We start from the raw sequence: 25,351 nt of genomic DNA on the forward strand, positions 1-25,351 counted from the left end.
ATAGATGAGCCGATCTGTGCCTTCTTCCTGTGCTGCGTCTGTGTCCGCGACGGTGCCGGTCACTGTTCTCAATGGTTTTTTGGGCGCGGGGAAGACAACGTTGTTGCAGAGCCTGTTGGTGCAGGCCCGCCAACTGCCGCATGTGCGCTTGGGGGTGATTGTGAATGAGATGAGCACGTTGGATGTGGACGGTGCCATTTTGGATGGCAGTGAAGTGCTGTCACGACAGGATGCACGGTTTGTTTCTATTGCTGCAGGGAGCATCAGCGGCCCTGAAGGTTTGGCGCAATTTGGCGCGGCGGTTGACAGGCTACTGGCGGCGGATGTGACCCATGTGTTGATTGAAACCTCAGGGAGCACACATCCCTGGCCGCTGCTGGAGGCCCTTCGGGCCCATGATGATCTGCGCCTGCATGGGTTTCTGTCGGTGGTGGATTGCCTGACGCTGGCGCAGGACCATGATTTTGGCCACACCATTGTACCGGGGGCATCGCGCAATCTTGCGGCAGGGCAGCGGGGCATCGAAAACCTGCTGGCGGAGCAGATCATGTTCTGCAACCGCATCCTGCTGAGCAAAATGGACCGTGTGGATCAGAGCGCGCTGCACAGGATTGCTCAGGCGGTACATCCCATCAATCGGGGGGCGGATGTGATGGGGATGCAATGGGGCAATCTGCGGCTTGAGAGTATTTTGCAGATGGGGCCTTATGATCATGACCGGGTGGCGCAGTTGGGGGCAGAGCTGACCGCTTGGGATGTGGAACACGACACCAGCTCTATGGCCAGCGCGGCGGATTACCGGATCGAGAGTGTTGTGATTGCAGATGCGCGGCCGTTTCATCCGCAACGCCTTTGGGATGTGTACAATCATTATCTTGGCACGGGCATCTATCGCAGTAAGGGTTTTTTCTGGTTGCCCTCCCGAGATCAGTATCAGCTTTTGTGGAACCAGACGGCGGGCAGTGTCGGGCTTGAGGTGGTGAATTTCTGGAAAATTGCCACGCTGGAGGATGACAGCCTGAACCTGTTGCCACAGGAGCGCGCCGAGATGCGTCGGCGTTTGCAGGGGCAGTCGCAGGCCTTTGGGGACCGGCGCTGTCGGTTGACCGTGATTGGGGACCGGGACGGGCTTGCAGACTTTGCGACGGCTGTGCGCGCCTGTTTTTGCACAGAGGCAGAGATTGCTGCATGGAAAGCGGGCATCGCCTTTGAGGATCCTTGGCCAAAGACGCTGGTGACCCTGTCCTGAGCGATTTGTGCATATCTGGAGATTGCACCTGGGCAGCAACTGTTCCTAAGGTGCGGCAGATTTTTTTTGCCACGAGAGGGTGATCTCATGACGCGTCGGACGGCCATCGCAGGTGCGGAAACCTATTTTGACGATGGCGGTTTTCAGTCAGACCTTGCTGCTCTGGTGGCGTTTGAAACCGAGAGCCAGAACCCGGCGCAGGCGGCGGAGCTGTCGCGCTATCTGACGGAGGCGATGGTGCCGCGTTTGCATGCGATGGGGTTTGAGACGGTGCTGCATGCCAATGCGGTGGCAGGGGCGGGCCCAATTCTGGTGGCGCAGCGCCATGAAGGCGCGGCTTTGCCAACAGTGCTGACCTATGGTCATGGGGATGTCACCCATGGGCAGGCAGGGCAGTGGCGAGACGGGCTGCATCCGTTTGAGCTGACCGAAGATGGCGCGCGGCTTTATGGTCGGGGGACGGCCGACAACAAGGGGCAGCATCTGATCACTATTGCCGCGCTGGAGGCGGTGCTTCGGGCGCGCGGGGCGCTGGGCTTTAACTGCCGGTTTGTGGTGGAAACAGGGGAGGAAACCGGCTCGCCCGGTTTGGCCGCCTTGTTTGCCGCTCAGAAAGACGCGCTGAAGGCGGATGTGCTGATCGCTTCGGATGGGCCGCGGCTGCAACCGGAGACTCCTACGATGTTCATGGGCGCACGTGGCTGTCTGGATTTTGATCTGCTGTTGGATCTGCGAGAGGGGGCGCATCATTCCGGCAACTGGGGTGGCTTGCTGGCAGATCCGGCGATTATTTTGGCACAGGCGCTCTCGGTGATCACCGATGCACGTGGGCAAATCCGGGTGGCGGAGTGGCGGCCCAACAGCCTGAGTGAGGAAATCCGCGCGGCGCTGCGCGACCTGCCTGTGTGCGAAGGCGCGGGACCTGCGGTGGATGAGAACTGGGGGGAGGCGGATCTGAGCCCGGCGGAACGTGTGTTTGGCTGGAACAGCTTTGCCGTGCTCGCGATGCAGAGCGGCATTCCGGAGGCACCGGTCAACGCGATCAGCGACAAGGCGCGTGCGCATTGCCAACTGCGCTATGTGGTGGGCACAGACACGGAGGAAATCTTACCGGCGCTGCGGCGGCATCTGGATGCGCATGGGTTTGCACAGGTGCAGATCCGTGCCAGTGAGGCAGGCGCTTTCAGCCCGACACGGCTGTCGCCAAGGCACCCCTGGGCGCAGTTTGTGGCGCGCTCCATTGAGGAGACCACGGGCAAAGCCCCCCATGTTCTGCCCAATCTGGCGGGCTCGCTGCCCAATGATATTTTTGTGGACCACCTTGGGCTGCCGACCATCTGGGTGCCCCATTCTTATCGTGGCTGCTGCCAGCATGCGCCCGATGAACATGTGCTCAAGCCACTGTGCCGTGAGGCGCTGGGCCTGATGGCGGGCGTGTTTTGGGACATCGGCGCGGGGGATGCGCCCGATGCGGAGCGCAGGTAAGGGCGCTGTCAGGACGGCTTCGGCGTGGCGGAGAGCCGGGCTTTGATCTCAGCATATTTGCGGCGGCTGATGGGCACTTCGTCCCCATTGCTGAGTTGGCAGCTGTAGGCGCTGCCTTTGCGGGTGATGCTGCGCAGATGATCGAGGCAGATCCAGTGGGATCTGTGACAATGAATGCCGTTGAGATGATCCAGCTTCTGCAGACAGTCGCCAAATTGCTCTGACAGCAGGCTGCGCCCCTGTGTGGTGGTGACCTCCACATAGTGATCCTGTGCGTGCATGCGGATGATCTCATTTCCCAGATCAAAAGGCAGGCCCGGCAGCAAAGCGCGCAGGTTGATTTCAACGGGTGTTTCGATGGGCTGTGGGGGCGGCGTATCTGCATTTTGGGCCGCCTCGGTGTGCTCGTCACTTTTGAGCAGGAAGATCAAGGCCAGCGCTATGGTCAGGCTGGCGGGGGTGACGGCGATGATTTCGCTCAGCACCAGCGCGATGCCCGTGAGGTTTTCTGCGCTGTCTTCATCCAGATTGCCAAAGCCGTAATCCAGAGCCAGTGACACCAGTGCAAAGAGGAGTGGCAGCACGGCGGTTGCGATCATGGCGGGCAAGGGATCTGACCAGCCGAGCCGCTGCACCAGATAGATCGCGGCGACAAAGATCGCGGCACCAAAAAACAGATGCGTGGCCCAAAGACCATAGGCTGTCAGAATGGGCAGGTGGGCGGTGTGTTCCGGGTTCAGAACAGACACAAAAAGCGCCCCGACCAAGGAGGCGATCAGCGTGTTTTTCAAGAGCGTCGCATTGGGCGCGATGGTCTGTAGCTTCATGTGCCTTGGTTAGCAGGTCGCGCGCGAGCGGTCCAGAAACGACCGTTCACGAAATTGCACCAACCATCAACGCAGGACACAAGCCGTTTGTGCATGCGGGCTGGCCTGTGGCTTGGGGCGCAGCGCAGGTGGGCAGTCATAGAGGACCAGCGTCTGTGCGGCGTGACGCCGTTGGACGCTTTGAGAGGAAAGATAGCATGCCCATGTCAAAACCACGCGGATCTGAGCACACACGCCCCTATGTGCCCCCCTCTGTTGTTGAACAGATAAGGGAGAGACGCAGGCATGCGCTGAATTGGCTGTTGTTACTGACCTTGGCCTGTCAGGCGCTGTTTGCCTCCATGCCGTGGATTGATCCGTGGGTGTCTGGGATTTTTGGCAGCGCGGAGCAGGGGTTCCCGATCGCGCAGGGGACCGGTTTTTTGATTTATCGAGAGTTTCTCAACCATCTGTTCACGGCACTGGGGTTGCTCGCGCTGTTTGGCGTATTGCTGGCCGCAATCGGGCGCAAGCTGTTTGCTCTGCCACAGCAGGTTTGGGTGTTTATTGTGGGGGTGTATCTTTTGGGGCCCGCTGTTTTGGTGAACGGCATTCTCAAGGCCAATTGGGGACGTGCGCGCCCGGTGCATACGGTTGAGTTTGGTGGAGACCGGCTGTTTTCGCCGCCCTTTGAGATTGCCTCGCAATGTGTCAGCAATTGCTCTTTTGTTTCCGGTGAAGCGGCGGCGGCCACGGCCTTTGCGATTTCCGCTTTTGTTCTGACCCGCTTCCTGGCCAGCCGCGTCTGGCGTAATGGTCTGTTTGGGGCCGCGCTGTCCTTTGCTGTCTCCGGCGCGCTGTTGCGTGTGGCGTTTGGCAGACATTTTCTGTCGGATGTCATCTTCTCGGCGCTGTTTGTGTCATTGATTGCGGTGGCGCTGTCGTTCATATTTGTCCGGCGAAAAGACCGTGTCACAGGAGATGCAAGCCGGAATGGGTCACCGGGGCTTCAGCGCGCAGGTTAGCGGTCTTTCAGAGCGGTGCGGAAGCTGCGCGGGCTTTGGCCGGTGGTCAGTTCAAACTGTCTTGAGAAGGCGCTGCGGCTAGCAAAGCCGACCTCTGCGGCAATGGCTTTGACGGGCTTGTCGGTTTCGCTCAGAAGCCGCCCAGCCTTGCGCATGCGCAGATCGCGCAGCAGCTCCATGGGGCCAGAGCCATAAGCCTGAGAGAAGCGCTTGGCAAAGCAGGAGCGGCTCATGCCCGCCAGTTCAGAGAGGCTTTCGACGGAATGGCGCGCTTGTGGCGCATCGAGCATGGCTTTCAGGGCCTTCCAGACGGCGGGGTCGCGCAGGGCGGCCATCCAGTGGAGTGCGCCGTCTCCCATCGCCATTCTCTGACGCAGCATTTCGATCACCGCCTGTAACAGGATGGCCCGGACCATGGCGCGGCTGCCCAGATCGGGACGGGACAGTTCGCCCAGCAGGGTTTTGAGCCCACCAAACAGCGGATGTTGTTGCGAGATGTGCATATGCAGCGGGTCATGCAGCAGGTCGATGAGATTGCCAGAACCTTTGAGGCCAATGACTATATGTGCGCAGAGCGCGAGCAGAGGCGCCTGTTCGGCTTCATCCGGCCCCCCTTTGGTGAGCACATGGCGCAGTTCCAACTCGGCGGGCTGGCAGGCCGGGGTCGGGATCGTCCCTGTGGCGGTGCTGCGGATCTCATGTTGCACAAGGGCGGGCACAAGGATCAGGCTGCCCGGCGAAATGGAGATCGCCGCACGGCGGGGCATGATCACATTGCCTTCTCCGGACAAGACATAGTGCAGGGTCACTGCGCCATCTGCGGGCAGGGCCACTTTGCGCACGCCTGCGATTTCACACAGGGCGAAGGGTTTGGTCTCGATCTCAAGACTGTCGAATATGTGATCGTACTTCATGAGAGTAGCATGGGCCAATTCTGGACGAAAAGACACGTTTGCTTCTCTGCGAGGTCAAATTCTGGACCCAAAGGCACATTGGGCCGCCCGATAGTCAGGGGGCAGGTGCTGAGGCCTGCGAATGCTAAGGAGATGACCAATGTGTGATTGTCATGATCATGATCCCAAGAAACTGTCACGCCGGGAGGCACTGCGTGGTGGGTTGATGGCTTCTGCGGCCGGAGCGGCTGCGGTGGCGGGGGCTGGTGCGGTTCAGGCGCAGGCCAAGGAAAACCCTTACGCCGACCCCGCACAGCCCGCCCTGCCGCCATCCGATATGAAGCTGGATCTGAGCCGTGCGGCACTGGTGGTGACCGACCCGCAAATCGACTTTCTGCATCCGGAAGGCGTGACCTGGGGTGTGATTGGTGCCAGCGTGGAAGAACATGGGACGGTGGAAAACATCGAGACACTGTTTAAGGCGGCCAAAGCGCATGACATCACCACAGCCGTGTCGCCGCATTACTATTATCCCACCGATCACGGCTGGAAGTTTGAAGGCGCTCTGGAAAAACTGATGCACAAGATTGGCATGTTTGACCGCAAAGGGCCTTTGATCATCGATGGGTTTGAAAACTCCGGCGCGGATTGGATGCCGCAGTACAAGAAGTACATCGAAGATGGCAGAACCATCGTCACCTCACCTCATAAGGTCTATGGCAATGACACCAATGATCTGAGCCTGCAATTGCGCAAGAACGGTGTGGATCAGGTGATCCTGGCAGGGATGTCTGCGAACCTCTGTACGGAAAGCCACCTGCGCGAACTGCTGGAAGATGGATTTGAAGTGGCTGTTGTCAAAGATGCCACCGCTGCGGCGATGTTGCCGGAGGGCGACGGCTATCTCGCGGCGCTGACCAACTTCCGCTATATGGCCAATGCGGTTTGGACCACTGAGGAGGCGGTTGCGCAGCTCAAAAAAGCGGCAGGCTGATCTGGAGAAGCCCCATGTGTTCGGTGTGCATGCATCTGTTGCGTCGCGTGGATGTTTAGGGCTTTGGGAGGAGGTCTTTGCCTTGCCTGTGTGGCAGGTTCTGACAGGGAAGCATGGGTCCTTTGCTGAGCGCGGTGCCCAGAGGTGCGGGTGAATGACCTTCTCCGCAAAAACAAAAAGCCCCGGCGTTTGTGCCGGGGCTTTGCTGTGTTGGGGCGGCGTGTCCGTTAGGAGGTGAACAGACCTTCGTAGGCTGGTTCCAGCGTCTCGGTTTCAAACAGGGAGCTGACGGAGGTGCCATTGGCGGTGTTCATGATCGCCTGTGCAAACATCGGTGCGGTGGGCACGATGCGGATGTTGCTGGCGCCCTTCACGGCTTCGGTGGGCTCAATGCTGTCGGTGATGACCAGAGACTTCATCACGGAGTTGGTGATGCGCTCAATCGCGGGACCGGACAGAACACCGTGGGAGATGTAGCTGTGTACCTCGGTTGCGCCATGCTCGATCAGCACTTCGGCGGCTTTGCAGAGCGTGCCTGCGGTGTCGCAGATGTCGTCTACAATGATACATTTCTTGCCGGTCACATCGCCGATCACGGTCATTTCGGCCACTTCGCCGGGTTTTTCGCGGCGTTTGTCGACGATGGCGAGCGGCGCGTTGATGCGCTTGGCCAGCTCACGGGCGCGGGCTACGCCGCCCACATCTGGTGAAATCACCATGACATCAGAGAGCGTGTCTTTGAACTGGGCTTTGATATCCAGTGCAAAGATTGGGGAGGCATAGAGGTTGTCGACGGGAATGTCGAAGAAGCCCTGAATTTGCGCGGCGTGCAGATCCATGGTGAGGATACGCTCAATCCCGGCTTCGACCATCATATTGGCCACAAGCTTGGCGGTGATGGGGGTGCGCGCCTTGGTGCGGCGATCCTGACGGGCATAGCCGAAATATGGGATCACGGCAGTGATGCGGCTGGCAGAGGAGCGGCGCAGGGCGTCGGCCATGACCAGCAGTTCCATCAGATTGTCGTTGGCCGGATTGGAGGTCGACTGAATGATGAACATGTCTTCGCCGCGCACGTTGTCATAGACTTCGACAAAGATTTCAGCGTCGTTGAAACGCTCAACCCGGGCATTGACCAGCTCTGTGGACGAGCCGCGGTGCATGGTCATGCGCCGCGCAATGGCGGAGGCCAATGGTTTGTTGGCGTTGCCTGTGATCAGTTTGGGTTCAAGAATGGTGGCCATAGCGCGGTAATCCCCAGGTGGCTGTGGTGACAGATTCGTGACATTGCGCTCCGCTTAACATGGCCCTAACGTCTCGCAAAGCGAAGCGTGGGTGCAGGGAGGCACAAATGGCGACGATCACCTATTATTTTTCGACAATTTCACCTTATACCTATCTTGCTGGCACACGTTTGGAGGAGATTGCCGCCAAACACGGGGCGGAGATTGTCTATAAACCGCTCGACATTATGGGGCTGTTTGCCCGGACCGGTGGCACAGCCCCCAAGGATCGCCATGTCAGCCGTCAGGAGTATCGTGCGCAGGAACTGGTGCGGCAGGCCAAGAAACTGGGCATGGACTTCAATCTGAAACCTGCGCATTGGCCCACCAATATGGCCCCGTCCTCTTATGCCTTCATTGCAGCGCAAAACGCTGGTGGCGGCGATCTGGGCGCGCTGGCGCATGGGTTCACCCGCGCGTGTTGGGTGGAAGAGAAAGACATTGCGCAGGATGATGTGATCCGCGCCTGTCTGAGTGCGGCGGGCTTTGATCCCAGCCTGGCGGACAGCGGTCTGCTTGTGGGGGCGGAGACCTATGCGCGCAATCTGGACGAAGCGGTGGAGGCCGGAGCTTTTGGCGCGCCGTTTTATATCACCGAGGATGGCGCGCGGTTCTGGGGACAGGATCGTCTTGAGGATCTGGACGCGCATCTGGCGGGTGCGCTCTGAGCCATGGCGCTTGATGAGGCACAGCGGCCCGATATCCATTGGCGTGTTCTGGGGCAGGGGCCGCGTGCGGCGCTGGCGCTGCATTGCAACCTTGGTCATTCCGGTGCCTTTCGTGGGCTTGCTGCAGCCCTGGACGATCTGATGACGATTGAGGCACCGGATATGCCCTCGCATGGGCGCAGTGGTGCCTTTGTGCCGGGGGCACTGGGTGGACAGATCATGGTGGAGGCGATTGTCGATCGGCTCAAGGCGCCTGTGGATGTGATCGGGCATTCCTATGGCGGGTTGATTGCTGTGCGCCTGGCGATTGAACACCCTGAGCTGGTGCGCTCGCTGTCCCTGTATGAGCCGGTGACCATGCTTGCGGCGCGGGGGGCGGCACCAGAAGAGGTCGCCAAGAACCACGCGCATATGTCAAAGGTTCTGGCGCATTATGACGCGGGGGAGCCGGAAGCGGCGGTGCGTTTGTTTGTGGAAGAATGGGGGGACGGACGCCCCTGGGCGGCCTTGCCGGAAGAGATCCGCGCGGCTTTCACCCGACAGGTGCCCTTTGTGGTGGCGTCTCAGCGCGATGTCTTGGATGACATCGGACAGATCATGCCCCGGCTTGGCAACATCGCCGTGCCAGTTGTGGTCATGGACGGAGCGCTTTCGCCTGCGATCATGACGCCCGCCTGCGATGGGCTTGCGGCCTCTTTGCAGACTGCGCGACGGGTGACGATTGCGGGTGCGGGGCATATGGGGGCGATCACCCATGCGGCCGAAGTGGCGGCGGAAGTGCGCAAAATTGTGACGGACGCCGCCTGAACGTGGACCATAAAACACCCGCTGAGCGTCAGAGTTCGGCGGGTGTCTCGATGTCTGAGAGATCGTCTATCAGTGTTCAAACGCGCCGATCTCGGCCAGGACCGCGATCCAGTCTTCAAGGTGATAGGGGGGTGACCATGCCGTCTTCGTTGAAGTGGTGCACGTCAATCGCCTTGGCGGTGAAGGATTTTCCAGTTGCGGCATGGCCCATGAAGTCGCCTGCGTGTGTGCCGCAGAAAGTGGAACGCGCCACAATCACATTGCCTTCTTCGATCAGCACTTTGTCCAGGGCATCCAGATCACCTTCCGAAAAGGCAGCATAGAAGTTCATCAGGTTTTTCTCGTTGTCCGACATGTCGTCAGCTCCCGCAGTTGTAGAGAAAAAGGCCAGCGTCACAGCGGCCATGACGGCGCGGGGCGGGCGCTTTTGGGTTTGATGATGCCAGTGATTGAATGGGTCGAAATGACCCATGCAGAGATCAAGGCGGATCGCGCGCAGGCCTAGGTCAAATGCCGCTCAGATCCTAGGTCTTCAGACCGTTTGGAATGAGCTCTGCCTTGCTCCAGTGGCTGTCACTCTGCACGTGGTTTGCTCTGACATATTTGCCCATGCAGTAAGGCATATCCGTTTCGGAAAAACCGTTGGAGATGCGTGCGACAAAGCCCTCTTGCGTGTCGGTGTTCAGTTTCTTTGCCATATCCTCAAACAGGTTGGCGCGGTATGGGCCACGATAGAGGGTTTTAACTGGTTGAATGCCCAGCTCTCCAAAGCGGGTTATTGTGACATCCCAGCTTTGAATCTCGTTGCCGACGATGAGGGCGAAGCCAAGAAAATAGGAAGGCAGCGCTGTGTAAGGCACGGAGTGCTGTGCGAAAAGGTTCTCGCCAATGATCCGTTCGTCAGGGGCGAGTGCGTAAGAAATCCCGGAGGCAAAGGCCTTCAGCCAATCGCGAGACGGGTGATACTTGCTGTCAGGGCTGCGGGCATGGGTGCCACCGCAATGAATTGTGGTGTTTTCGCCATCCATCTTTTCCGTGATGATCAAATCTGAAACTTGCAGGCGCTCAAGCGAGGGCATGACTTTGTCGTCACTGGTGGTGCCGGGGGAAATAGGCAGGTGATAGGTGCGACCGTATTTTCTCATAGGTTGTGTGATATCAAATCGTTTTCAATGACGCCACGGAAGTGGCGGCGGAAGTGCTGCGGACGGTGGTTGATCCGCGATAAACTCTTGCACCCGAGTTCAGAACTAGTGACAGATGGCGGTTTCGCCACCCACCCAGACGTTTATTTGAGCATCTGTTGGGATTTCATACCAGCCCATCGTGCGGTAGCTCCATCCAAAGGCCGTGTCATCGACAAGGGCCAGCGCGTGGATTTGGAATTGAAACTCTCTGGGTGCATTTGCCAGACTCCAGTAGACTGTGTTTCTCTGAAAATCGCCGAGCTGGGCCAGTGTTGCTGCTTCACACATGGCAGTTCTGCTGACAGTCTCCGCTGCCACGATCATTCCCAACAACGCGACAATTGTGGAGATACCGAAGAACCACGGCCTCGTCGCTTTGATCAAGACGCTGAGCAATGAACAGCCGACGAAGGAGACGATGCCTACGATGGCGAAATGGCTGATGAAATGCGTGAACTTACTTGCGTCTGCGATAATGAAATAGGCTGCTGGTAGCGGGACAAACAGGTTCAATAAGGCTTCGCCAGGTGCGCCTCTCGCAAGTGTGTAGAGACTTATGACAATCGAGATTTGAATCGAGCCGATTGCAAGCGCTCTACGAAGGCCGGGCTTGTAAATCCCTAGACATAGCCACACCCAAAATATGGCGCCGAGAGCGAGCACGCCAAGTGCGGTCACAGCGAATACAGCGAATAAGGTGTGTTTGTCCATAAGGTCGGCAGAGCATATCTGACGTGTTTTGTATACTTCAAAGTTAGAAACGCGTTGCGCAGGAACCGAGGGGTGGGACGCGAAGCGCCCGCCCCGTGGGGGCGGTTCGGGCGCTGCCAAAGCTTTGCTTTGGCATTTTTCGTTTGATTTTATCCCGCTGCCACATCCAAGAACTGGTCAATCTGATTTTTGCTCAGCGACCAATCACAGACCAGCCTGGCGGTGATTTTTTCATCTGGGTCGCCTTCCAGGGGACCGTCCCAGAGGTGGTAGCTTGCGCCTGCGTCAAACAGGCGTTGGTGGGTGGCGCGGGGCAGTGTGACAAAGAGCATATTGGCTTGCGGTGGATGCAAGAACGTCGCGCCGTCGATCTGGCGGAGCCCTTCGGCGAGCTGCGCGGCGTTGGCGTTGGCCTTGGTGGCGGCTTCGATCCAGAGGTCATTTTCCAGATAGCCCAGCATCTGCGCCGAGAGGTAGCGGTGTTTGGAAAACAGATGCCCGCCACGTTTGCGGCGCAGCTCAAATTCCTGCGCATGTCGGGGATCAAAGAAGATCACCGCCTCCACGCCCATACAGCCGTTTTTGGTGCCGCCAAAACTCACCGCATCCACGCCCGCTTTCCATGTCATGTCCGCAGGTGTGCAGCCCAGCGCGACCATGGCATTGGCAAAGCGCGCGCCGTCCAGATGCACGGGGCAGTCAAAAGACCTGGCGACGTCACAGAGCGCCTGAAGTTCGTTCAGCGTGTAGATCGTGCCATATTCGGTGACCTGTGTGATGGAGACCGGGCCGCGTTGCGGGCCATGCACGCCACGGGTGCCTTCGGCGGCGATGGCGGCCTGCAGGCTTGCGACGGTGAGTTTGTCGGCGTCTTTGGGGGTGGCCAGTGTCAGCTTGGCTCCGCCGGTGTAAAACTCCGGGGCGTTGCACTCATCCTTGTGGATATGGGCCACATCGGAGCAGAAGATGGTCTCCCATGGCTGACAGAGCGTGGCCAGCGCCAGAGAATTTGCGGTGGTGCCGGTGGCGACCAGATAGACCGCCGCCTCTGGGGCCTCAAACAGGGCGCGGATCAGGCGGGTGACCTCGGCCATTTCCGCATCTGCGCCATAGCCCATGGCATAGCCGGTGTTGGCCTTGGTGAGCGCGCTCAGAACTTCGGGCAGCGCCGGGCCGGAATTGTCGGAGGCAAAAAACATCAGAGCGGCTCCTCGATGATGTGGTCTTCCCACTGTTCCAGAGGGGTGTCGAATTCGGAGACCGTCCGGTGGCGCATGGAGACGCCTGCGGCATGGACGCTGGCCTGTGTGCCGGAGATCAGCGGGTGCCAGTCATGGAGCGGTTTGCCTTCCCAGAGCAGGCGGTAGGCGCAGGTCTGTGGCAGCCAGTAGGCGTGATCATCAATATTGTCCGGCGTCATGACGATGCATTCGGGCACAAATTGATGGCGGATGTCATATTGGCTGCACAGCCCGGTGTCATCATCCAGCAGACGACAGGCGACGCAGGTCAGGGCGACTTCGCCAGTGTCCTCATCCTCAAGCTTGTTGAGGCAGCATTTTCCGCAGCCATCACAGAGCGCTTCCCACTCGGTTTTGTTGAGCTTGGTAAGCGGCTTTTTTTCCCAGAACCGTTTGGCGAGCCCGTGGCGTGCTATGACGTCTTTGTCACTCATAAAGCGGCAAGAATTTCGCGGGCTTGATCACAATCGCGGCCCATCTGGGTGATGAGCGCGTCCAGACCGTCAAATTTAAGCTCTGGGCGCAGGTAGTCCACCAGCGCGACAGAGAGGGTGTGGCCGTAGAGATCTCCCGAAAAATCAAAGAGATAGGTTTCGATGTTGGCTTTGTTTTCGCCAAACATTGGACGGGTGCCAATGGAGGAGGCGCCAAAGTAGCTGCCCTGATGGGGGCCGTCGAGCACATCGACCAGCACGGCGTAGACGCCGTATTTGGGCTGATGCAGATCGTCGATCGACATATTGGCGGTGGGGAAGCCCAGATCGCGGCCGCGTTGCTCCCCGCCAATAACCGGGCCGTCGATGCGGTGCCAGTGGCCCAGCATCTGTGCTGCGTCACGGGGGCGGCCATCGGTAAGCGCCTGCCGGATGGAGGTGGAGGAGACCTGACCGTCGCCGCTTTGCACCAGGGGCGCTATGGTGACGCCAAAACCCATCTGTTGGCCAAAGGCTGCAAGATCTTCAGCGGTGCCTTTGCGCCCGCGTCCGAAACAGAAATCCGCGCCCACAACCACATGGCTGAGGCCCAGCCCGTCTGCGATCACATCACGTGCAAAGGATTCGGGGGTGAGATTGGCCAGGGCGGCATTGAACGGCAGTTCGTAGAGTTTCTCCACGCCGAGTTTGGCCAATCTATGGGCACGTGTCTCAGAAGAGGTGAGGCGGAAGCCTGCGCTTTGCGGGGCGAAATAGGCCCGCGGGTGTGGCTCAAAGGTGAGAAGGCCCAAAGGCGCTTGTGGTGCGGCCTTGCGCGCGAGGTCGATCACGGATTGGTGACCAATGTGCACGCCGTCAAAATTGCCAATCGCAGCGCTGGCGCCGCGGTCATCTGGGGTCACAAACTGATAGTCGCGTATGATCTGCATGAGGGCAGGGTTAGCGGCTGTCTCAACGGGGTGCAAGAGAGGAGGTGCTGGCTTTGGACTGCGCAGGACAAAAAGACAGGGGCCAGCTCCTCTGCGCCTGCGGCGCATTCACCTCGGGATATTTGGGGTCAAATGAAGGGCACGGCGTCCAGGAAAGACAAAAGCCCCGCAGATGGGCTGCGGAGCTTTGAAAATTGAGCGTATTAGGCCTGCTTCGGGACTGCGCCCTCAGTCGAGCTTGCGCGATGGCGCCAGTACGGTGGCTTCGCCGGCCAGCACTTTCTTGCCCTCAACCGTGCAGACGCACTCCATGCGCACGCGGCGCTTAGACATGTCGATGTCTGTCACGGTCACCGTGGCCACCACGGTGTCATCTGGGCGCACCGGGGCGAGGAACTTCAGCGACTGGCCCATATAGATGGTGCCATGGCCGGGAAGCTGTTCGCCAATCACAGCAGAAATCAGACCAGCCGTGAGCATGCCATGGGCAATGCGGCCGCCAAACATCGTGTCACGTGCATAGTCATCATCCAGATGCACCGGGTTGTGGTCGGTGGACACGGCGGCGAACATTTCGATGTCCTGATCGGTCACAGTCTTGCGCACATAGCGAGACATGCCGATTTCGAGGTCTTCGATAAAAATGGTGCCGCGAGGCAGATTGTCCAACATTTGGCCCTCCGAATTTGGATTGGCGAGTAACTTCGTGACGCGAGTCGCGCTTGATTGGCAACTTTATTACTTTGCAGTTGCAGAAAATCAAGTGTTTTGTGTCAGCGTAGACGTCCAATCGCAAATTGTGGGGTGACCTGTTCTGCCTCCAGATAGGCGGCCAGCGCCGCTGCATCGGGTTGGTGCGTGGTTTTTGTTTCCGCGGCCGCCAGACCGCCGGTGATGAAGAGGCTGTCGATGTTTTCGCCCATGCCCCCGGCAATGTCGGTTTGGGGGCCGTCACCAATGGCCAGAATCTCGCTGTCCTCAATCGTTACGCCCAGCGCCGCGAGGCGGCGGCGGGCAAGATCGTAGATTGGCGGATGGGGCTTGCCAAAATAGAGGCTCTCTCCGCCCATATCGGTGTAGAGTTTGGCCAGAGCCCCCGCACACCATTCCCGGATCTCGCCACGATCCACCACGATGTCGGGATTGGCGCAGAGCAGCTTCATGCCTTTGGTTTTGGCATAGAGGAAATCGGCGCGATTCACCTCTACGTCCGCCATGGGATCAAAGGGGCCGCAGCAGACGATGCCCTCGGCCTCTGCCAGTGGCACGCGGGTGATGGGCGCGGGGTTATCCAAAATTTCCAGCGGCTCAAAGAAGCCTTCGTCGCGCTGCCATTCCCCCATGAAATAGACTTTCTCACCCACGGCACCCTGAAACATGGCAGAGCGGGCGCTGTCGCCAGAGGTGGCGATGGTGTCATAGGCGTCTTTGGGCACGCCAAAGGAACTCAGTTGTTCCGCCACGCCAGCGCGGGGTTTGGGTGAGTTGGTGACCAGCACCACGATGCCGCCTTTGGCGCGATACTCTTGTAGGGCGCGCACGGCTTCGGGATAGGCGGTCACACCATTGTGGACGCAGCCCCAGAGATCGACAAAAAGGGCTTTGTAGCGGTCTGAAATCTCGGCGAGTGAAGAAATGATCTGAGCCATGAAGCTGTCCTGCGCATGAAGTCATGAAGTGTTGGCGCTAGATATGGCAGGGGATCTGCGAGAGCGCCAGCGATTCCGCTGGCAGGAGGGCTTGCGGAGGGTCAGGCGCGCGCGTGGTTGCGCAGACGGCGCAGTGTGGCGCTCAGGCTGCGGAAAGGTTCCAAGCGATCAAAGAAGGCCAGACTGTGGATGTCTGTGCGGGAGGCGCGCTGTCCGGCGAGGCTTTGTGCCGCGATGCGGAAGGTCACGTCAGGCAGTTTGCGGCGCATCAGGTTGAAGGCCCCGTCAAAGAACATGGAGCCGCCATCGGGATGTCCGGGGGGGCGGCGGCGCACAGTTTCCAGATAGTCGTGGAAGGCGCGGATGCAGTCGCCCTGAATGGCCCAGAGCTGGGTGCCACGGGTGCTGCCGGACCAGGGCATGAGGCCTTGCGCGCTATCCTTTGCGACACCGGGTGGCGTTTGTGGATCCAGATAGCCCAATGCGGCGATGTCCCAAGGGGTTTGTGTGAGGTCGTCGATCAGGCGGGTGAGTTGGGGGGATGGCACTGTGTTGAGCTGAAGATCGTCTTCGCAGATCAGGATGCGGCGATGGCCCTGTGACACCGCATCGGCAAGCACGCGGGTTTGGGAGCGGAAATTGCCAAGCGCCCCTATGGAGGGGAACGCGCCTTTGGCGTTCGGACGGGTGGCCTCAAAAAACGAGACTTTGGCCGAGGGAATGGCGAGGCCATGCCGTGCGAATTCGGCGATGGTTTCACGGCGGCGGTCCAGCCGGTAGGGGAGGTTGACGATATAGACGTGATCAAACTGCGCAATCAGATCGGCAAAGCTCATCTTGGGCCTCAGTATGGTGGGACATCATACTGTCTAAAGGCGCGATTTTGGGGCGACCCGTCGAGGGCGCGTTGGTATAGCTCTGTGCTCAAAGGGCGAATGGCAGGCGCAATTTCGGATGATATCCGTTTCTGAGGGCGATTTGCGTGGGTTTTGGGGTGAGCACAGGATGCGGTCCTGTGGGGCGTTTTTGTGGGGGCGCATAGCCTGTGGGGGAAAAGGGCAGGACCATATCCCCAAGCAGCAGGTGAGGGCCTGAGGCCGTCATGAGAAAGGTGCCGTCCGGCAGGTCGTCCACCTCCTGAAGCGACTGGCGGAGGTGATGCTTTCGGGGGGTGGCGCGGGCGGCATGCAGGCGCGCGTCAAAATCGGGTGTGCTGCCCATATGCTCTGCGGCGGCAAGAAAGATCGTGTGATCGGCGCGTCGGCATTCTGCGCAGGGCCGGTGCCCGGCGGCCAGTGCCACGGCTTCGTCATAGAAGAAGAGCTCTGTATAGCGGTTGGGGGACATCAGGCGTCGGCGGCGGTTTTTGAAGGTGAGCAGGCAGCAGACCCAGGCTTTGTGACGCCAGCGCCGATGTGTGAGCGCGCCGTGGTCATGGGCTTCGCGGTCATGCAGGATGCCGCGGTTGCCCATGAACGTGCCACGGGTGGGGTGGCGCAGGATCTCTCCGGTGGGCATCACGCGGTTTTGGCGCGGCATAGGCAGGCTCCTTTTGGGGGAGCCTAGCATGGTTGAAGGGCAGGTGCGCAATGAATGCGCACCCTACAGGTTATTGCATGCGCAGGGCACCGTCGATGCGGATGACTTCGCCGTTGAGGTAGCCATTTTCGACGATGAATCCGGCGAGGCGGGCATATTCGGACGGATCTCCTAGGCGTTTGGGGAAGGTCACATCGGCGGCAAGCTGATCCTGCACCTCTTGGGGCAGGCCCTGCAGCATGGGCGTGAGGAAGATGCCCGGTGCAATTGCCATGGCGCGGATGCCTGCGCGGGCCAAATCGCGGGCCATGGGCAGGGAAAGCCCGACGATGCCGCCTTTGGAGGCTGCGTAAGCCGCCTGACCACGCTGACCATCCATGGCAGCGATGGAGGCGGTGTTGATGATCACCCCACGGCTGCCATCGGCTTCAGCGTCGTTTTCAGAGATCACCTCGGCGGCGAGGCGGGCAACGTTGAAGGAGCCCACGAGGTTGATGTCGATGGTCTTTTGAAACAGGTCCAGCGGATGGGGACCTTTTTTGCCGATGGTGGTGGCTGCGGGAGCGATGCCCGCGCAGTTCACTGCAGCGGTGATGGTGCCCATGGCCTCTTTGGCGGCGGCAATGGCGGCGGCGACGCTGTCTTCATCGGTGACGTCTGTTTTGTGGAAAGTGCCGCCCAGCTCTGTGGCCACCTGCTGTCCACGTCCTTCATTCAGGTCAAACAGCGCCACTTTGGCACCCTGGGCTGCAAAATGGCGTGCGGTGGCTTCACCCAATCCGGACGCCCCCCCGGTGATCACAGCGCAGGTTTGATCAAGTTTCATGGGCGGTCTCCTCCAGATAGTAAATGAACGTGTGTTCAAATAACCTGAGCAGGGCGCATGTGTCTAGGGGCATGTGTCTGCGGCAGAGTGCAGGGGCCAGCCCCTCTGCGCCTGCGGCGCATTCACCCCGGGATATTTTGGTCAAGAGGAAGCAAAAAGCCCGCCGGAGAGGGCGGGCTTTTGTGTTTGTGCGTTGAGAGGGGGATTAGCCGTCCAGCTGCACCAATGCGTGGCGCTTTTTGCCCGCAGAGAGCTTGATCGGAGAGGATAGCGCGGCGGCGTCGATCATCAGGCCCGCATCTGTCAGCGGGGCGTCGTCCAGCTTGGCACCGTTTTCCTTGATCAGGCGTTTGGCGTCTTTGCCAGATTTGGCGAGGCCGGTTTTCACGATCAGCTGTACGATGGAGATGCCATCGCCGAGGTCCGCAGCGGTGAGAGACACGGTGGGCAGGTCATCGCCGATGCCGCCTTTTTCAAAGACTTCGCGCGCGGTGGCTTCGGCCGTGGCGGCGGCCTCTGCACCATGGCAGAGCGTGGTGACCGCATTGGCGAGAATGATTTTCGCCTCATTGATCTCACTGCCTGCCAATGCGCCGAGGCGGTTGCATTCCTCCACTGGCATTTCGGTGTAGAGCTTGAGGAAGCGGCCCACGTCTGCATCGGTTGTGTTGCGCCAGAACTGCCAGAACTCATAAGGGGAGCGCATGTCGGCATTGAGCCAGATTGCGCCATCGGCGGTTTTGCCCATCTTCTTGCCATCAGAGGTGGTCAGCAGGGGCGAGGTGAGACCAAACAGACCGCCATCATCCACGCGGCGGGTCAGGTCGATGCCGTTGACGATATTGCCCCATTGATCCGATCCCCCAAACTGCACCAGACAGCCGTAGCGGCGGTTGAGCTCCAGGAAGTCGTAGGCCTGCAGAATCATGTAGTTGAATTCGAGGAACGACAGGGACTGCTCCCTGTCCAGACGCGATTTCACGCTCTCAAAGGACAGCATCCGGTTCACCGAGAAGTGGCGGCCGATGTCGCGCAGGAAGGTGAGGTAGTTCAACTCATCCAGCCATTCCGCGTTATTGAGCATCAGGGCGTCGGTTTCCCCATCCCCGTAGTCGAGGTATTTGGCAAAGACCTTTTTGATGCCGGCGATGTTGTCGTCGATCTGATCATTGGTCAGCAGGGGGCGTTCATCTGCGCGAAACGAAGGGTCGCCCACTTTGGTGGTGCCGCCGCCCATCAGGGTGAGGGGCTTGTGGCCGGTTTTCTGCAACCAGCGCAGCATCATGATTTGGATCAGCGAGCCCACATGCAGAGATTTGGCGGTGGCATCAAAGCCGATATAGCCGGGCACCACGCCGTCACAGAGGGCTTTGTCAAAGCCTTCATAGTCTGTGCAATCGGCCACAAAGCCGCGCTCAAGCATCACGGTGAGGAAATCCGATTTGGGCTGGTAGGTCATGGGGCCACTCATCTGTTCAAGGTCTTGTTCAAGGTCTGTGCCAGCAGGCAGTTTGATGCCGGGCCGCGTGCGCGCCCGGTTCGGCCCTCTCCTAGCAGCTTGATGCGCAAGTTGTAAGCGGTGTTTGTGCGCAAGTGGCGGTCGCGGTTTGCAAAGGCATCGGGAAAACCTGACTAGCCGTGTGCCGTGGCGGGTCTTAGGGTCTTTTGATCATTTGATAGAATTTTATTATGACTGACCGTTTCGCACAGCTCACCCATTTGGTGTATGAAGCGTCGCTTGACAACTCTTTGTGGCCAGAGCTCATTTTGGAGCTGACAGAGGAGGTGCAGCGGGCGCGGGAAAGCCGTTACCTTGACGATCCGGAGGCCGGGGCCGATGGGCGGGCGCTCGAAAACCTGTCTCGGCATTTTCGGCGCGCCTTCAGTATTTCCGAACGTATGGTCGGGCTGCAGGAACGTGAAACCTATCTGTCCTCCATCCTGAACGCATTTTCCTTTGGGGTGGCGCTGTTGGATGATGAGGGGCAGGTCTTGATGGCCAATCGTGCGTTGCAAGACGTTTTGCCCAATATGGCGGCAGTGGCCTCGGCCCGTCCGTTGATTTCTGTGCAAACCGGGCACCACCAGTCGTTGGCTGACAGCGCGAAGGCGGTCAACAAAAGTGGTCAGGCACAGGAATTTCGCACGCATTTTGAAGGCCCGGCCAATCTCATGCTGCTGCCCCGCACAGAGGCCGCGCGCATCGGCTTTCCTGCGGTGGCCGCAAGCGTGCTGATTTCGACGGGCACCTCTGGGGATGTGGGGCTGATGCATGTGGCGCAGAAATATCAATTGACACGACGGGAGACAGAACTCCTGCAGCATGTGGGGCAACCCTACGATTTGAGAGAGATTGGGCAGAAAATGGGCATATCTTACGAAAGCGCGCGGACCTATCTGAAACGTGTGTATGAGAAGACAGGCACCAACAGCCGCAGCGATCTGGCCAGCAATCTGGCGCGCTCTCCGTTGACGGCGCTGCGCGTGCCGGAACCTGCGCCCGCCGATGCACGCAAGGTGCGGTTTCAGATGACCCTGCCGGATGGGCGCCAGCTTGAGTATTTTCGGCTGGGGCCCGCGCAGGGGCGTCCGGTTTTGGTATTTGATGCGCTGTCAGGGGTGACCATCGATATGATCGGCTACCCCGATCACTGCGGCGCGGTTCTGGAACGGTTGGGGATACAGTTGATCACCCCCTGTCGGCCTGGCAGTTTCCTGTCAGATGCCAAAGAGATGCAAAGCCTTGGGGATTTTGCTCCCGATGTTGCGGCGTTGCTGGATCATCTGGGATTTGAGACGGTTTCTGTCCTGTCGGTGTCTTTTGGCAGCGGTTCCGCGCTGGCGGTGGCCCATGCGCTGAAAGAGCGCGTGCAAAAGCTGGTGTTGTCATCTGCGACCTATCCGGTTTACCGGCATGAAAACTGGCGGGAACTGGATCAGTTTTATCATATGTCGAGTATTTTGGGGCGGCATTGGCCTGCCATGTTGCGTCAGATCATTCCGTTTCTGGTGCGTTCCATCCTGCAGAACCGGGATCGGTATTTTGACCGCTACTGCAACCGCTCGCGCAGCATGGATGACATTCGCATTTTGTCACATCCGGTGATCCGACGGCGCACTGCGGAGATGCTGGCGTTGCGCACGGCGGCCGGCATGCAGGGCATGGTGGATGAGAACCTGCTCAATACGCAGGGCTGGGATTTTGACGTGTCAGAGATTGATGTGCCCACAGAGATCTACCAAGGTCCCGATGACAATGTGGCGCCTTTGCAGGGGGCAGAGATGCTGGCGCGGCATATGCCGCAGGCCCGCCTGTCGGTACTGTTTGAGAAAGGCCATTATCACCACATTGAAAACTGGCCATGGCTGGTGGCGCGCGCCGCCGGGCTTGAGATGGGTCCGGATAGCATTACCTACAGGATTCCAGACCTTTAGCGAGATTGTCCCCAATTGGGGATAGGGCGTTTCAAAGGCGGGATATATGCCTGAGATCATTGAAACAGCCAACCATTTCCGGGGAGCGCATTTATTATGTTTGAAGTGATTACCAGTACTGCGCAAGCCCTCCCCAGGCCCGTTTCAGTTGGGTGTGGTGTGTTGGGATTTTGCCTCTATCTGACCAACTATACCCTGATCACGTTTCGCATCATCAGCAGTCAGGACATCAAGTTTTTTGTGATCAATATTTTTGGTGCATCACTTGTCCTGCTCAGTCTTTTTGACAGCTTTAACCTGGGTTCTTTTTTGATTCAGGTGTTCTGGATTTGCATGGGTGTTGTGGCCATCGTGGTCCGGGTGAAATCACGCGCATGCCTGCAAAGACGCGACGATCGACTCCCTCTGCCTGCGTCCCTTGGGGTTCCCCAGCCCCGCTAAGCGGACAGAGCGTTGCGACTTTGACTTGCCACGCCTCGGTATTGTGCCGGGGCGTGGTTTTTTATGCGCGCCTTGGGCGCGCCTTGGGCGTGGTTTGGGGCTGGTGGCGGCGGGTGGTGATCCTCTATGGTGCGCCTCAACCGGTCGGCGACCCGAAGCGGACGACGGTGAGGGCCGGATTCGCGGCACGGACGCAACACGATGAGGGGGCTGTCATGATCAAAGGCGAGAACGCCAAGGCGGTGCAGGTGGCATTGGGGGCCATGTCTGGCACCTCTCTGGATGGCGTGGATGCGGCGGTTGTGCACACCGATGGGGTGACCATTGAGGCCTTTGGGGCGGAGGCTTATCGCGCCTACAGCGGTGCCGAACAGGAGATTTTGACCACAGCGTTGGGCCATTGGGCCGGGCCAGAGGCAGAGGCTGCGGCGCAGGTTGTCGAGCAGGCGCATGCGGAGGTTCTGGCGGGGTTTGAAGCGGTGGATCTGATCGGGTTTCACGGGCAGACGCTGGCGCATGAGCCGCGCGGGCGCGGCACCTGTCAGGTCGGAGACGGACAGGCATTGGCAGAGAAATTGGGCGTGCCGGTGGTCTGGGATTTTCGCACGGCAGATGTGGAGCTGGGCGGCGAAGGCGCCCCGCTGGCGCCGTTTTTTCATTTTGCCTGTGCCAAGTGGATTGGCGCAACCGCGCCTGTGGCCTTTCTGAACCTTGGGGGCGTAGGGAATATCACCTGGGTGGATCCGGGCAAGGCGGCTGCGGAAGAGGAGGGCGCGCTGTTGGCTTTTGATACCGGGCCTGCCAATGCGCCGCTGAATGATCTGTTGCGCGCCCGGCGTGGTCTTGGGTTTGATGAAGGCGGTAGGATTGCGGCGCAGGGCACTGTAGCAACCGGCGCGCTGGAGCTGTTTTTGCAGGAGGCGTATTTCTCAAGAGTGCCGCCCAAGTCTCTGGATCGTAACGACTTTCCTGAAATGATGTCGCTGGTGGCCGAATTGTCGGACGAAGATGCCGCCGCCACTATGACTGCGATGTGTGCGGCCTCTGTGGCGCAGGGGATGGCCCATTGCCCGCGCCCGCCCAGTCGGGTTCTGGTGACCGGGGGCGGACGGCACAATCCGGTGTTGATGGAGATGCTGCGCGTCTCACTGGAGTGTCCTGTGGTGCCGGTGGAAGAGGTCGGGTTGAATGGTGATATGCTGGAGGCGCAGGCCTTTGCCTATCTGGCGGTGCGGGTGGCGCGCGGCTTGCCCACAAGCTGTCCGAGCACCACGGGTGTGATGGCGCTGGTGGGGGGCGGCACGGTCAGTGAACCCACGGGCTGAGTGTTGGTCAGCCTGTAGATGTCAAGGTGGCCTGATAGGCGATGTGAAACGCTGTGTAGCCTTCTGAGGTGCTGCGCAGATGTGGCGCGAGATCTTGATGCAGCGCAGGCAATTGATGGAATGGCACATTGGGGAAGGCGTGGTGTTCCGCATGATAGGGCATGTTCCAGGCGATAAAGCGCAGGAGCCGGTTGGTCAGCGTGGTGCGGGAGTTTTCCAGCATATTGGCCACCGGCGGGCAGCGCCCATGTTCCGCTAGAAGATAGGCGCGCAGCAGCGGCTGTGCGAGCAGACTAGGCAGGATCCAGACCCAGAAGGCCAGCGGAGAGATAAGCAGGCTGAGGGCAATTGTCCCATAGGCCAGCAACAGCAGGCGGGCTTCGCGGCGCATGGATGCGTGTTTGCGCGGCGGCAGGTAGGGCGCCGTGAGCGGGCCAAAGGCCACGCGCAGAAGGGTCGACACGGCGCCTTGCCAATAGCCCCAACCAGAAAGATAGCGCAGGTAGGCCCGCCAGTTTTCTGGGCGCGGGCCATGTTCCAGTTCCGGATCGCGCAATGGATCGTTGGTGTATTTGTGATGCGCCATATGGAAGGCGCGAAACCACGTAAAGGGCAGCATCAGAGGCAGGGCACAGGCGTGACCGATCCAGCGGTTGAGCCATCTTGTGGCAAAGGGGGTGTCATGGGTGCATTCATGGCAGAGCGTAAACAGAAAGACCCAGAGCGTGCCCAGCGGCAGCAGCATCAGCGGCCAGAGCGGCGCTTGCAGACCCACCCAGAGCGCCGCAGATAGCAGTGCCGCCATATAGAGGCCAAGATGGCGCAGCCCAGCCGCATCTGACCGCTGCTGTAGCTTGGCCCGCCGGTCTGGCGAAAGCTGCGCCAGCGCCGCCTTGTGAGGCAGGGGCGCGCTCATCTTGGGATGTCAAATCCGGGGGCGGCGAGCTCAAAGCCTTCGAATTGAAAGGCGGGGGAGACGGTGCAGCCCACAAGGGTCCAGTCGCCCGTGCTGCGGGCGGCCTGCCAGTGATGGGGTGGCACGATGTGCTGAGGCAGTTGGCCTGCAGCAAGGTCAGGGCCAAGCATCAAATCCTGCGCTGGGCCTGCTTCGGTTTCAGACAGTGACAGGATCAGCGGTGCGCCCGCATAATAGTGCCAGATTTCGGCGGCATCCACCCGGTGCCAATGGGAGGCCTCGCCCGCCTTCAGCAGGAAATAGATCGCCGTGCCAGCTGCGCGTGTGCCCTCCGGGGCATCGGCAATCCATGTCTGACGGTAATGGCCGCCCTCAGGATGTGGGGCAAGGTTGAGTTGGGCGATGATCTGCTCGGCGGAAAGGTCTGAAGACATTGCAGGACTCGGGGCATGGCGTTGCGGTTTTCGCCATTGGGTCGCAAAGCTGCCAGAAGGTCAAGCCGCCAGGCGCGCCAGTGCGGCTCTTGTGGCCTCTGCCACAGGGATCGGGGCCTCCAAGGGCATCATGTGGCCATGCGCTGTCAGATGCGTGAAGCGAAAATCGGGGCGTTTGGCCTTGAGTTTGGCTTCAATGGAGGCATCCATATAAAGTGACGGTCGCCCCCTAATCACCTCTGTGGACACGCTCAGGCGTGTGAGAGTTGGTAGGGTGTGGGGCGCTGAGGCATAAAGATGGGCCTCCCAGGCGCGGGGATATTCCAGCGCCACCTCCGCCGTGCCTTGGGGCACCGTTTCATCACAGGGCACGAGCAGGCCTTCAAGCAAAGCGTGAAGCGCCTGATCGTCAAACCGGCGAAAGGCTTTGCTGGCGCGCAGATCTGCGAAAGCCGCCTCTTTTGAGGGCCAGCGCGTGGGGGACGAGAGCGCGTCTTTGATAGGGCCAAGGCGCAGGCGCATCCCATAGGGCAGAAGCCCCAAGAGCAGCGCCTGCCGTCGCGTGGTGCCTGAGGGTTCAATCAGCACCAGCCCCTTGAAGAGTTCTGGCCGTTTGGTCGCGGCCATGGCGAGGGTCGCGGCACCGATGGAATGGCCCACGGCGAGCACGGGGGCCTCCTGTGTGGCTTCGATCCAGTGAATGAGGTCATCGCCAAAGAGATCCCAGCCCCATTTTGGATCCGGGGGCGGCGCATCCGCCCAGAGCGGACGCATGGCCAGCGCCATGACGTCGTAATCCTGCGCCAAGGCTTTCAGATACGGTGCATAGCAGCGTGGCCCCACGGCAGTGGCGTGGTGAAACACGAGTTTTGGTCGTGTGGGATGTGTCAAAGTCGGCCCATGCCAGGCCGCTGCGGTGCCCTCAGGGAGAGGGGTATGGTGCCACGTCATTTCCATGTCGGCACGCTAAGCTGTGCGGTTTTGGGTGCAAGGATGACGTTGCGGAGCGCGAGGGCCGGGGCGGGGACGGGGGCAGTCATGTTCAACCGAAAGATAGGCCCGCTGGGAGGCGGA

27 protein-coding genes are annotated in these 25,351 nt (G+C 59.8%); 9 read left to right on the forward strand and 18 right to left on the reverse strand.

Annotated features, from left to right (window positions below; all coding sequences use genetic code 11):
* Positions 1–4: 4 nt before the first annotated feature.
* Positions 5–1,249, forward strand: a complete 1,245-nt coding sequence (locus J7382_RS08855; protein WP_209068679.1) for a GTP-binding protein — start codon at positions 5–7, stop codon at positions 1,247–1,249.
* Between the two features lie 87 nt (positions 1,250–1,336).
* Positions 1,337–2,734, forward strand: a complete 1,398-nt coding sequence (locus J7382_RS08860; protein ID WP_209068680.1) for a M20 family metallopeptidase — start codon at positions 1,337–1,339, stop codon at positions 2,732–2,734.
* An 8-nt stretch (positions 2,735–2,742) separates the two neighbouring features.
* Here the strand turns inward: J7382_RS08860 and J7382_RS08865 are convergent, their stop codons facing one another.
* The gene (locus J7382_RS08865; protein WP_209068681.1) at positions 2,743–3,561 is read right to left on the reverse strand and encodes a LytTR family DNA-binding domain-containing protein; all 819 of its coding nucleotides are present in this window, start codon (positions 3,559–3,561) and stop codon (positions 2,743–2,745) included.
* A gap of 197 nt (positions 3,562–3,758) precedes the next feature.
* Here J7382_RS08865 and J7382_RS08870 point away from each other — a divergent pair, with 197 nt between their 5' ends.
* Positions 3,759–4,565 (forward strand): phosphatase PAP2 family protein, encoded by an 807-nt coding sequence (locus tag J7382_RS08870; protein ID WP_209068682.1) that lies wholly within the window; start codon positions 3,759–3,761, stop codon positions 4,563–4,565.
* Here the strand turns inward: J7382_RS08870 and J7382_RS08875 are convergent.
* Positions 4,562–5,479 (reverse strand): AraC family transcriptional regulator, encoded by a 918-nt coding sequence (locus J7382_RS08875; RefSeq protein ID WP_209068683.1) that lies wholly within the window; start codon positions 5,477–5,479, stop codon positions 4,562–4,564. The two genes, J7382_RS08870 and J7382_RS08875, sit on opposite strands and share 4 nt — an antisense overlap.
* A gap of 139 nt (positions 5,480–5,618) precedes the next feature.
* Between J7382_RS08875 and J7382_RS08880 the strand changes: the two genes are divergently transcribed.
* Complete coding sequence (locus tag J7382_RS08880; protein ID WP_209068684.1) at positions 5,619–6,452, forward strand: cysteine hydrolase; 834 nt, start codon at positions 5,619–5,621, stop codon at positions 6,450–6,452.
* A gap of 227 nt (positions 6,453–6,679) precedes the next feature.
* On the opposite strand, the gene J7382_RS08885 is transcribed toward J7382_RS08880, so the two are convergent.
* The gene (locus tag J7382_RS08885; protein ID WP_209068685.1) at positions 6,680–7,696 is read right to left on the reverse strand and encodes a ribose-phosphate pyrophosphokinase; all 1,017 of its coding nucleotides are present in this window, start codon (positions 7,694–7,696) and stop codon (positions 6,680–6,682) included.
* A gap of 107 nt (positions 7,697–7,803) precedes the next feature.
* Here J7382_RS08885 and J7382_RS08890 point away from each other — a divergent pair, with 107 nt between their 5' ends.
* Positions 7,804–8,403 carry a 2-hydroxychromene-2-carboxylate isomerase gene (locus tag J7382_RS08890; protein ID WP_209068686.1) on the forward strand — a complete coding sequence of 200 codons (600 nt, stop codon included), beginning with the start codon at positions 7,804–7,806 and terminating at the stop codon, positions 8,401–8,403.
* 3 nt (positions 8,404–8,406) lie between these two features.
* Positions 8,407–9,210, forward strand: a complete 804-nt coding sequence (locus J7382_RS08895; protein ID WP_209068687.1) for an alpha/beta fold hydrolase — start codon at positions 8,407–8,409, stop codon at positions 9,208–9,210.
* 115 nt (positions 9,211–9,325) lie between these two features.
* On the opposite strand, the gene J7382_RS08900 is transcribed toward J7382_RS08895, so the two are convergent.
* From J7382_RS08900 to tyrS, 12 genes are all read right to left on the reverse strand, one after another.
* Complete coding sequence (locus J7382_RS08900; protein ID WP_209068688.1) at positions 9,326–9,682, reverse strand: ester cyclase; 357 nt, start codon at positions 9,680–9,682, stop codon at positions 9,326–9,328.
* A 52-nt stretch (positions 9,683–9,734) separates the two neighbouring features.
* Positions 9,735–10,355 (reverse strand): RNA ligase family protein, encoded by a 621-nt coding sequence (locus tag J7382_RS08905; RefSeq protein WP_209068689.1) that lies wholly within the window; start codon positions 10,353–10,355, stop codon positions 9,735–9,737.
* A 105-nt stretch (positions 10,356–10,460) separates the two neighbouring features.
* On the reverse strand, positions 10,461–11,108 hold the full coding sequence (locus tag J7382_RS08910; protein ID WP_209068690.1) for a hypothetical protein: 648 nt from the start codon (positions 11,106–11,108) through the stop codon (positions 10,461–10,463).
* 149 nt (positions 11,109–11,257) lie between these two features.
* Positions 11,258–12,307 (reverse strand): aminotransferase class V-fold PLP-dependent enzyme, encoded by a 1,050-nt coding sequence (locus tag J7382_RS08915; RefSeq protein ID WP_209068691.1) that lies wholly within the window; start codon positions 12,305–12,307, stop codon positions 11,258–11,260.
* The gene (locus tag J7382_RS08920; protein ID WP_209068692.1) at positions 12,307–12,783 is read right to left on the reverse strand and encodes a YcgN family cysteine cluster protein; all 477 of its coding nucleotides are present in this window, start codon (positions 12,781–12,783) and stop codon (positions 12,307–12,309) included. The genes J7382_RS08915 and J7382_RS08920 overlap by 1 nt, the downstream gene beginning before the upstream one ends.
* The gene (locus tag J7382_RS08925) at positions 12,780–13,712 is read right to left on the reverse strand and encodes a bifunctional riboflavin kinase/FAD synthetase (protein WP_209068693.1); all 933 of its coding nucleotides are present in this window, start codon (positions 13,710–13,712) and stop codon (positions 12,780–12,782) included. The genes J7382_RS08920 and J7382_RS08925 overlap by 4 nt, the downstream gene beginning before the upstream one ends.
* A 228-nt stretch (positions 13,713–13,940) precedes the next feature.
* Entirely contained in the window at positions 13,941–14,384 is a 444-nt protein-coding gene (locus tag J7382_RS08930) for a MaoC family dehydratase (protein ID WP_058239194.1), read from the reverse strand.
* A 101-nt stretch (positions 14,385–14,485) separates the two neighbouring features.
* Positions 14,486–15,361 (reverse strand): TIGR01459 family HAD-type hydrolase, encoded by an 876-nt coding sequence (locus J7382_RS08935; protein WP_209068694.1) that lies wholly within the window; start codon positions 15,359–15,361, stop codon positions 14,486–14,488.
* A gap of 101 nt (positions 15,362–15,462) precedes the next feature.
* On the reverse strand, positions 15,463–16,197 hold the full coding sequence (locus J7382_RS08940; RefSeq protein ID WP_209068695.1) for a hypothetical protein: 735 nt from the start codon (positions 16,195–16,197) through the stop codon (positions 15,463–15,465).
* A gap of 88 nt (positions 16,198–16,285) precedes the next feature.
* Positions 16,286–16,900, reverse strand: a complete 615-nt coding sequence (locus tag J7382_RS08945) for a hypothetical protein (RefSeq protein WP_209068696.1) — start codon at positions 16,898–16,900, stop codon at positions 16,286–16,288.
* Positions 16,901–16,970: 70 nt separating this feature from the next.
* Positions 16,971–17,726 carry an SDR family oxidoreductase gene (locus J7382_RS08950; RefSeq protein WP_209068697.1) on the reverse strand — a complete coding sequence of 252 codons (756 nt, stop codon included), beginning with the start codon at positions 17,724–17,726 and terminating at the stop codon, positions 16,971–16,973.
* 205 nt (positions 17,727–17,931) lie between these two features.
* Positions 17,932–19,185, reverse strand: coding sequence for a tyrosine--tRNA ligase (tyrS, locus tag J7382_RS08955; RefSeq protein WP_058239211.1), 1,254 nt, complete (start codon positions 19,183–19,185; stop codon positions 17,932–17,934).
* 230 nt (positions 19,186–19,415) lie between these two features.
* On the opposite strand from tyrS, the gene J7382_RS08960 reads away from it, so the two are divergent.
* The 3 genes from J7382_RS08960 (at position 19,416) to J7382_RS08970 (ending at position 22,927) form a co-directional block, all read left to right on the forward strand.
* Positions 19,416–21,161 carry an alpha/beta fold hydrolase gene (locus J7382_RS08960; protein ID WP_209068698.1) on the forward strand — a complete coding sequence of 582 codons (1,746 nt, stop codon included), beginning with the start codon at positions 19,416–19,418 and terminating at the stop codon, positions 21,159–21,161.
* A gap of 96 nt (positions 21,162–21,257) precedes the next feature.
* Positions 21,258–21,602, forward strand: coding sequence for a hypothetical protein (locus J7382_RS08965; RefSeq protein WP_058239200.1), 345 nt, complete (start codon positions 21,258–21,260; stop codon positions 21,600–21,602).
* A gap of 215 nt (positions 21,603–21,817) precedes the next feature.
* Positions 21,818–22,927 (forward strand): anhydro-N-acetylmuramic acid kinase, encoded by a 1,110-nt coding sequence (locus J7382_RS08970; RefSeq protein ID WP_209068699.1) that lies wholly within the window; start codon positions 21,818–21,820, stop codon positions 22,925–22,927.
* Positions 22,928–22,934: 7 nt separating this feature from the next.
* On the opposite strand, the gene J7382_RS08975 is transcribed toward J7382_RS08970, so the two are convergent.
* From J7382_RS08975 to J7382_RS08985, 3 genes are read right to left on the reverse strand one after another with little or no spacing between them, the layout of a single operon-like run.
* A complete protein-coding gene (locus J7382_RS08975; protein ID WP_209068700.1) occupies positions 22,935–23,843 on the reverse strand; it encodes a fatty acid desaturase in 909 nt (302 codons plus the stop codon).
* A complete protein-coding gene (locus J7382_RS08980) occupies positions 23,840–24,277 on the reverse strand; it encodes a cupin domain-containing protein (RefSeq protein WP_209068701.1) in 438 nt (145 codons plus the stop codon). The genes J7382_RS08975 and J7382_RS08980 overlap by 4 nt, the downstream gene beginning before the upstream one ends.
* A 60-nt stretch (positions 24,278–24,337) precedes the next feature.
* Complete coding sequence (locus tag J7382_RS08985) at positions 24,338–25,234, reverse strand: alpha/beta hydrolase (protein WP_209068702.1); 897 nt, start codon at positions 25,232–25,234, stop codon at positions 24,338–24,340.
* Between the last annotated feature and the right edge of the window lie 117 nt (positions 25,235–25,351).

Origin of the sequence: Shimia sp. R11_0 (assembly GCF_017744035.1) — a bacterium.
Taxonomy (GTDB): Bacteria; Pseudomonadota; Alphaproteobacteria; order Rhodobacterales; family Rhodobacteraceae; genus Shimia; species Shimia marina.

What these genes read in the sequence shown, in the direction of transcription:
- J7382_RS08865 (WP_209068681.1), bottom strand. Translation starts at nt 3,561, where the DNA reads ATGAAGCTACAGACCATCGCGCCCAATGCGACGCTCTTGAAAAACACG.
- J7382_RS08930 (WP_058239194.1), bottom strand. Translation starts at nt 14,384, where the DNA reads ATGTTGGACAATCTGCCTCGCGGCACCATTTTTATCGAAGACCTCGAA.
- J7382_RS08975 (WP_209068700.1), bottom strand. Translation starts at nt 23,843, where the DNA reads ATGAGCGCGCCCCTGCCTCACAAGGCGGCGCTGGCGCAGCTTTCGCCA.
- J7382_RS08925 (WP_209068693.1), bottom strand. Translation starts at nt 13,712, where the DNA reads ATGCAGATCATACGCGACTATCAGTTTGTGACCCCAGATGACCGCGGC.
- J7382_RS08890 (WP_209068686.1), top strand. Translation starts at nt 7,804, where the DNA reads ATGGCGACGATCACCTATTATTTTTCGACAATTTCACCTTATACCTAT.
- tyrS (WP_058239211.1), bottom strand. Translation starts at nt 19,185, where the DNA reads ATGACCTACCAGCCCAAATCGGATTTCCTCACCGTGATGCTTGAGCGC.
- J7382_RS08915 (WP_209068691.1), bottom strand. Translation starts at nt 12,307, where the DNA reads ATGTTTTTTGCCTCCGACAATTCCGGCCCGGCGCTGCCCGAAGTTCTG.
- J7382_RS08875 (WP_209068683.1), bottom strand. Translation starts at nt 5,479, where the DNA reads ATGAAGTACGATCACATATTCGACAGTCTTGAGATCGAGACCAAACCC.
- J7382_RS08970 (WP_209068699.1), top strand. Translation starts at nt 21,818, where the DNA reads ATGATCAAAGGCGAGAACGCCAAGGCGGTGCAGGTGGCATTGGGGGCC.
- J7382_RS08965 (WP_058239200.1), top strand. Translation starts at nt 21,258, where the DNA reads ATGTTTGAAGTGATTACCAGTACTGCGCAAGCCCTCCCCAGGCCCGTT.
- J7382_RS08945 (WP_209068696.1), bottom strand. Translation starts at nt 16,900, where the DNA reads ATGCCGCGCCAAAACCGCGTGATGCCCACCGGAGAGATCCTGCGCCAC.
- J7382_RS08895 (WP_209068687.1), top strand. Translation starts at nt 8,407, where the DNA reads ATGGCGCTTGATGAGGCACAGCGGCCCGATATCCATTGGCGTGTTCTG.
- J7382_RS08900 (WP_209068688.1), bottom strand. Translation starts at nt 9,682, where the DNA reads ATGGGTCATTTCGACCCATTCAATCACTGGCATCATCAAACCCAAAAG.
- J7382_RS08935 (WP_209068694.1), bottom strand. Translation starts at nt 15,361, where the DNA reads ATGGCTCAGATCATTTCTTCACTCGCCGAGATTTCAGACCGCTACAAA.
- J7382_RS08855 (WP_209068679.1), top strand. Translation starts at nt 5, where the DNA reads ATGAGCCGATCTGTGCCTTCTTCCTGTGCTGCGTCTGTGTCCGCGACG.
- J7382_RS08960 (WP_209068698.1), top strand. Translation starts at nt 19,416, where the DNA reads ATGACTGACCGTTTCGCACAGCTCACCCATTTGGTGTATGAAGCGTCG.
- J7382_RS08870 (WP_209068682.1), top strand. Translation starts at nt 3,759, where the DNA reads ATGCCCATGTCAAAACCACGCGGATCTGAGCACACACGCCCCTATGTG.
- J7382_RS08950 (WP_209068697.1), bottom strand. Translation starts at nt 17,726, where the DNA reads ATGAAACTTGATCAAACCTGCGCTGTGATCACCGGGGGGGCGTCCGGA.
- J7382_RS08980 (WP_209068701.1), bottom strand. Translation starts at nt 24,277, where the DNA reads ATGTCTTCAGACCTTTCCGCCGAGCAGATCATCGCCCAACTCAACCTT.
- J7382_RS08885 (WP_209068685.1), bottom strand. Translation starts at nt 7,696, where the DNA reads ATGGCCACCATTCTTGAACCCAAACTGATCACAGGCAACGCCAACAAA.
- J7382_RS08860 (WP_209068680.1), top strand. Translation starts at nt 1,337, where the DNA reads ATGACGCGTCGGACGGCCATCGCAGGTGCGGAAACCTATTTTGACGAT.
- J7382_RS08985 (WP_209068702.1), bottom strand. Translation starts at nt 25,234, where the DNA reads ATGGAAATGACGTGGCACCATACCCCTCTCCCTGAGGGCACCGCAGCG.
- J7382_RS08920 (WP_209068692.1), bottom strand. Translation starts at nt 12,783, where the DNA reads ATGAGTGACAAAGACGTCATAGCACGCCACGGGCTCGCCAAACGGTTC.
- J7382_RS08910 (WP_209068690.1), bottom strand. Translation starts at nt 11,108, where the DNA reads ATGGACAAACACACCTTATTCGCTGTATTCGCTGTGACCGCACTTGGC.
- J7382_RS08940 (WP_209068695.1), bottom strand. Translation starts at nt 16,197, where the DNA reads ATGAGCTTTGCCGATCTGATTGCGCAGTTTGATCACGTCTATATCGTC.
- J7382_RS08905 (WP_209068689.1), bottom strand. Translation starts at nt 10,355, where the DNA reads ATGAGAAAATACGGTCGCACCTATCACCTGCCTATTTCCCCCGGCACC.
- J7382_RS08880 (WP_209068684.1), top strand. Translation starts at nt 5,619, where the DNA reads ATGTGTGATTGTCATGATCATGATCCCAAGAAACTGTCACGCCGGGAG.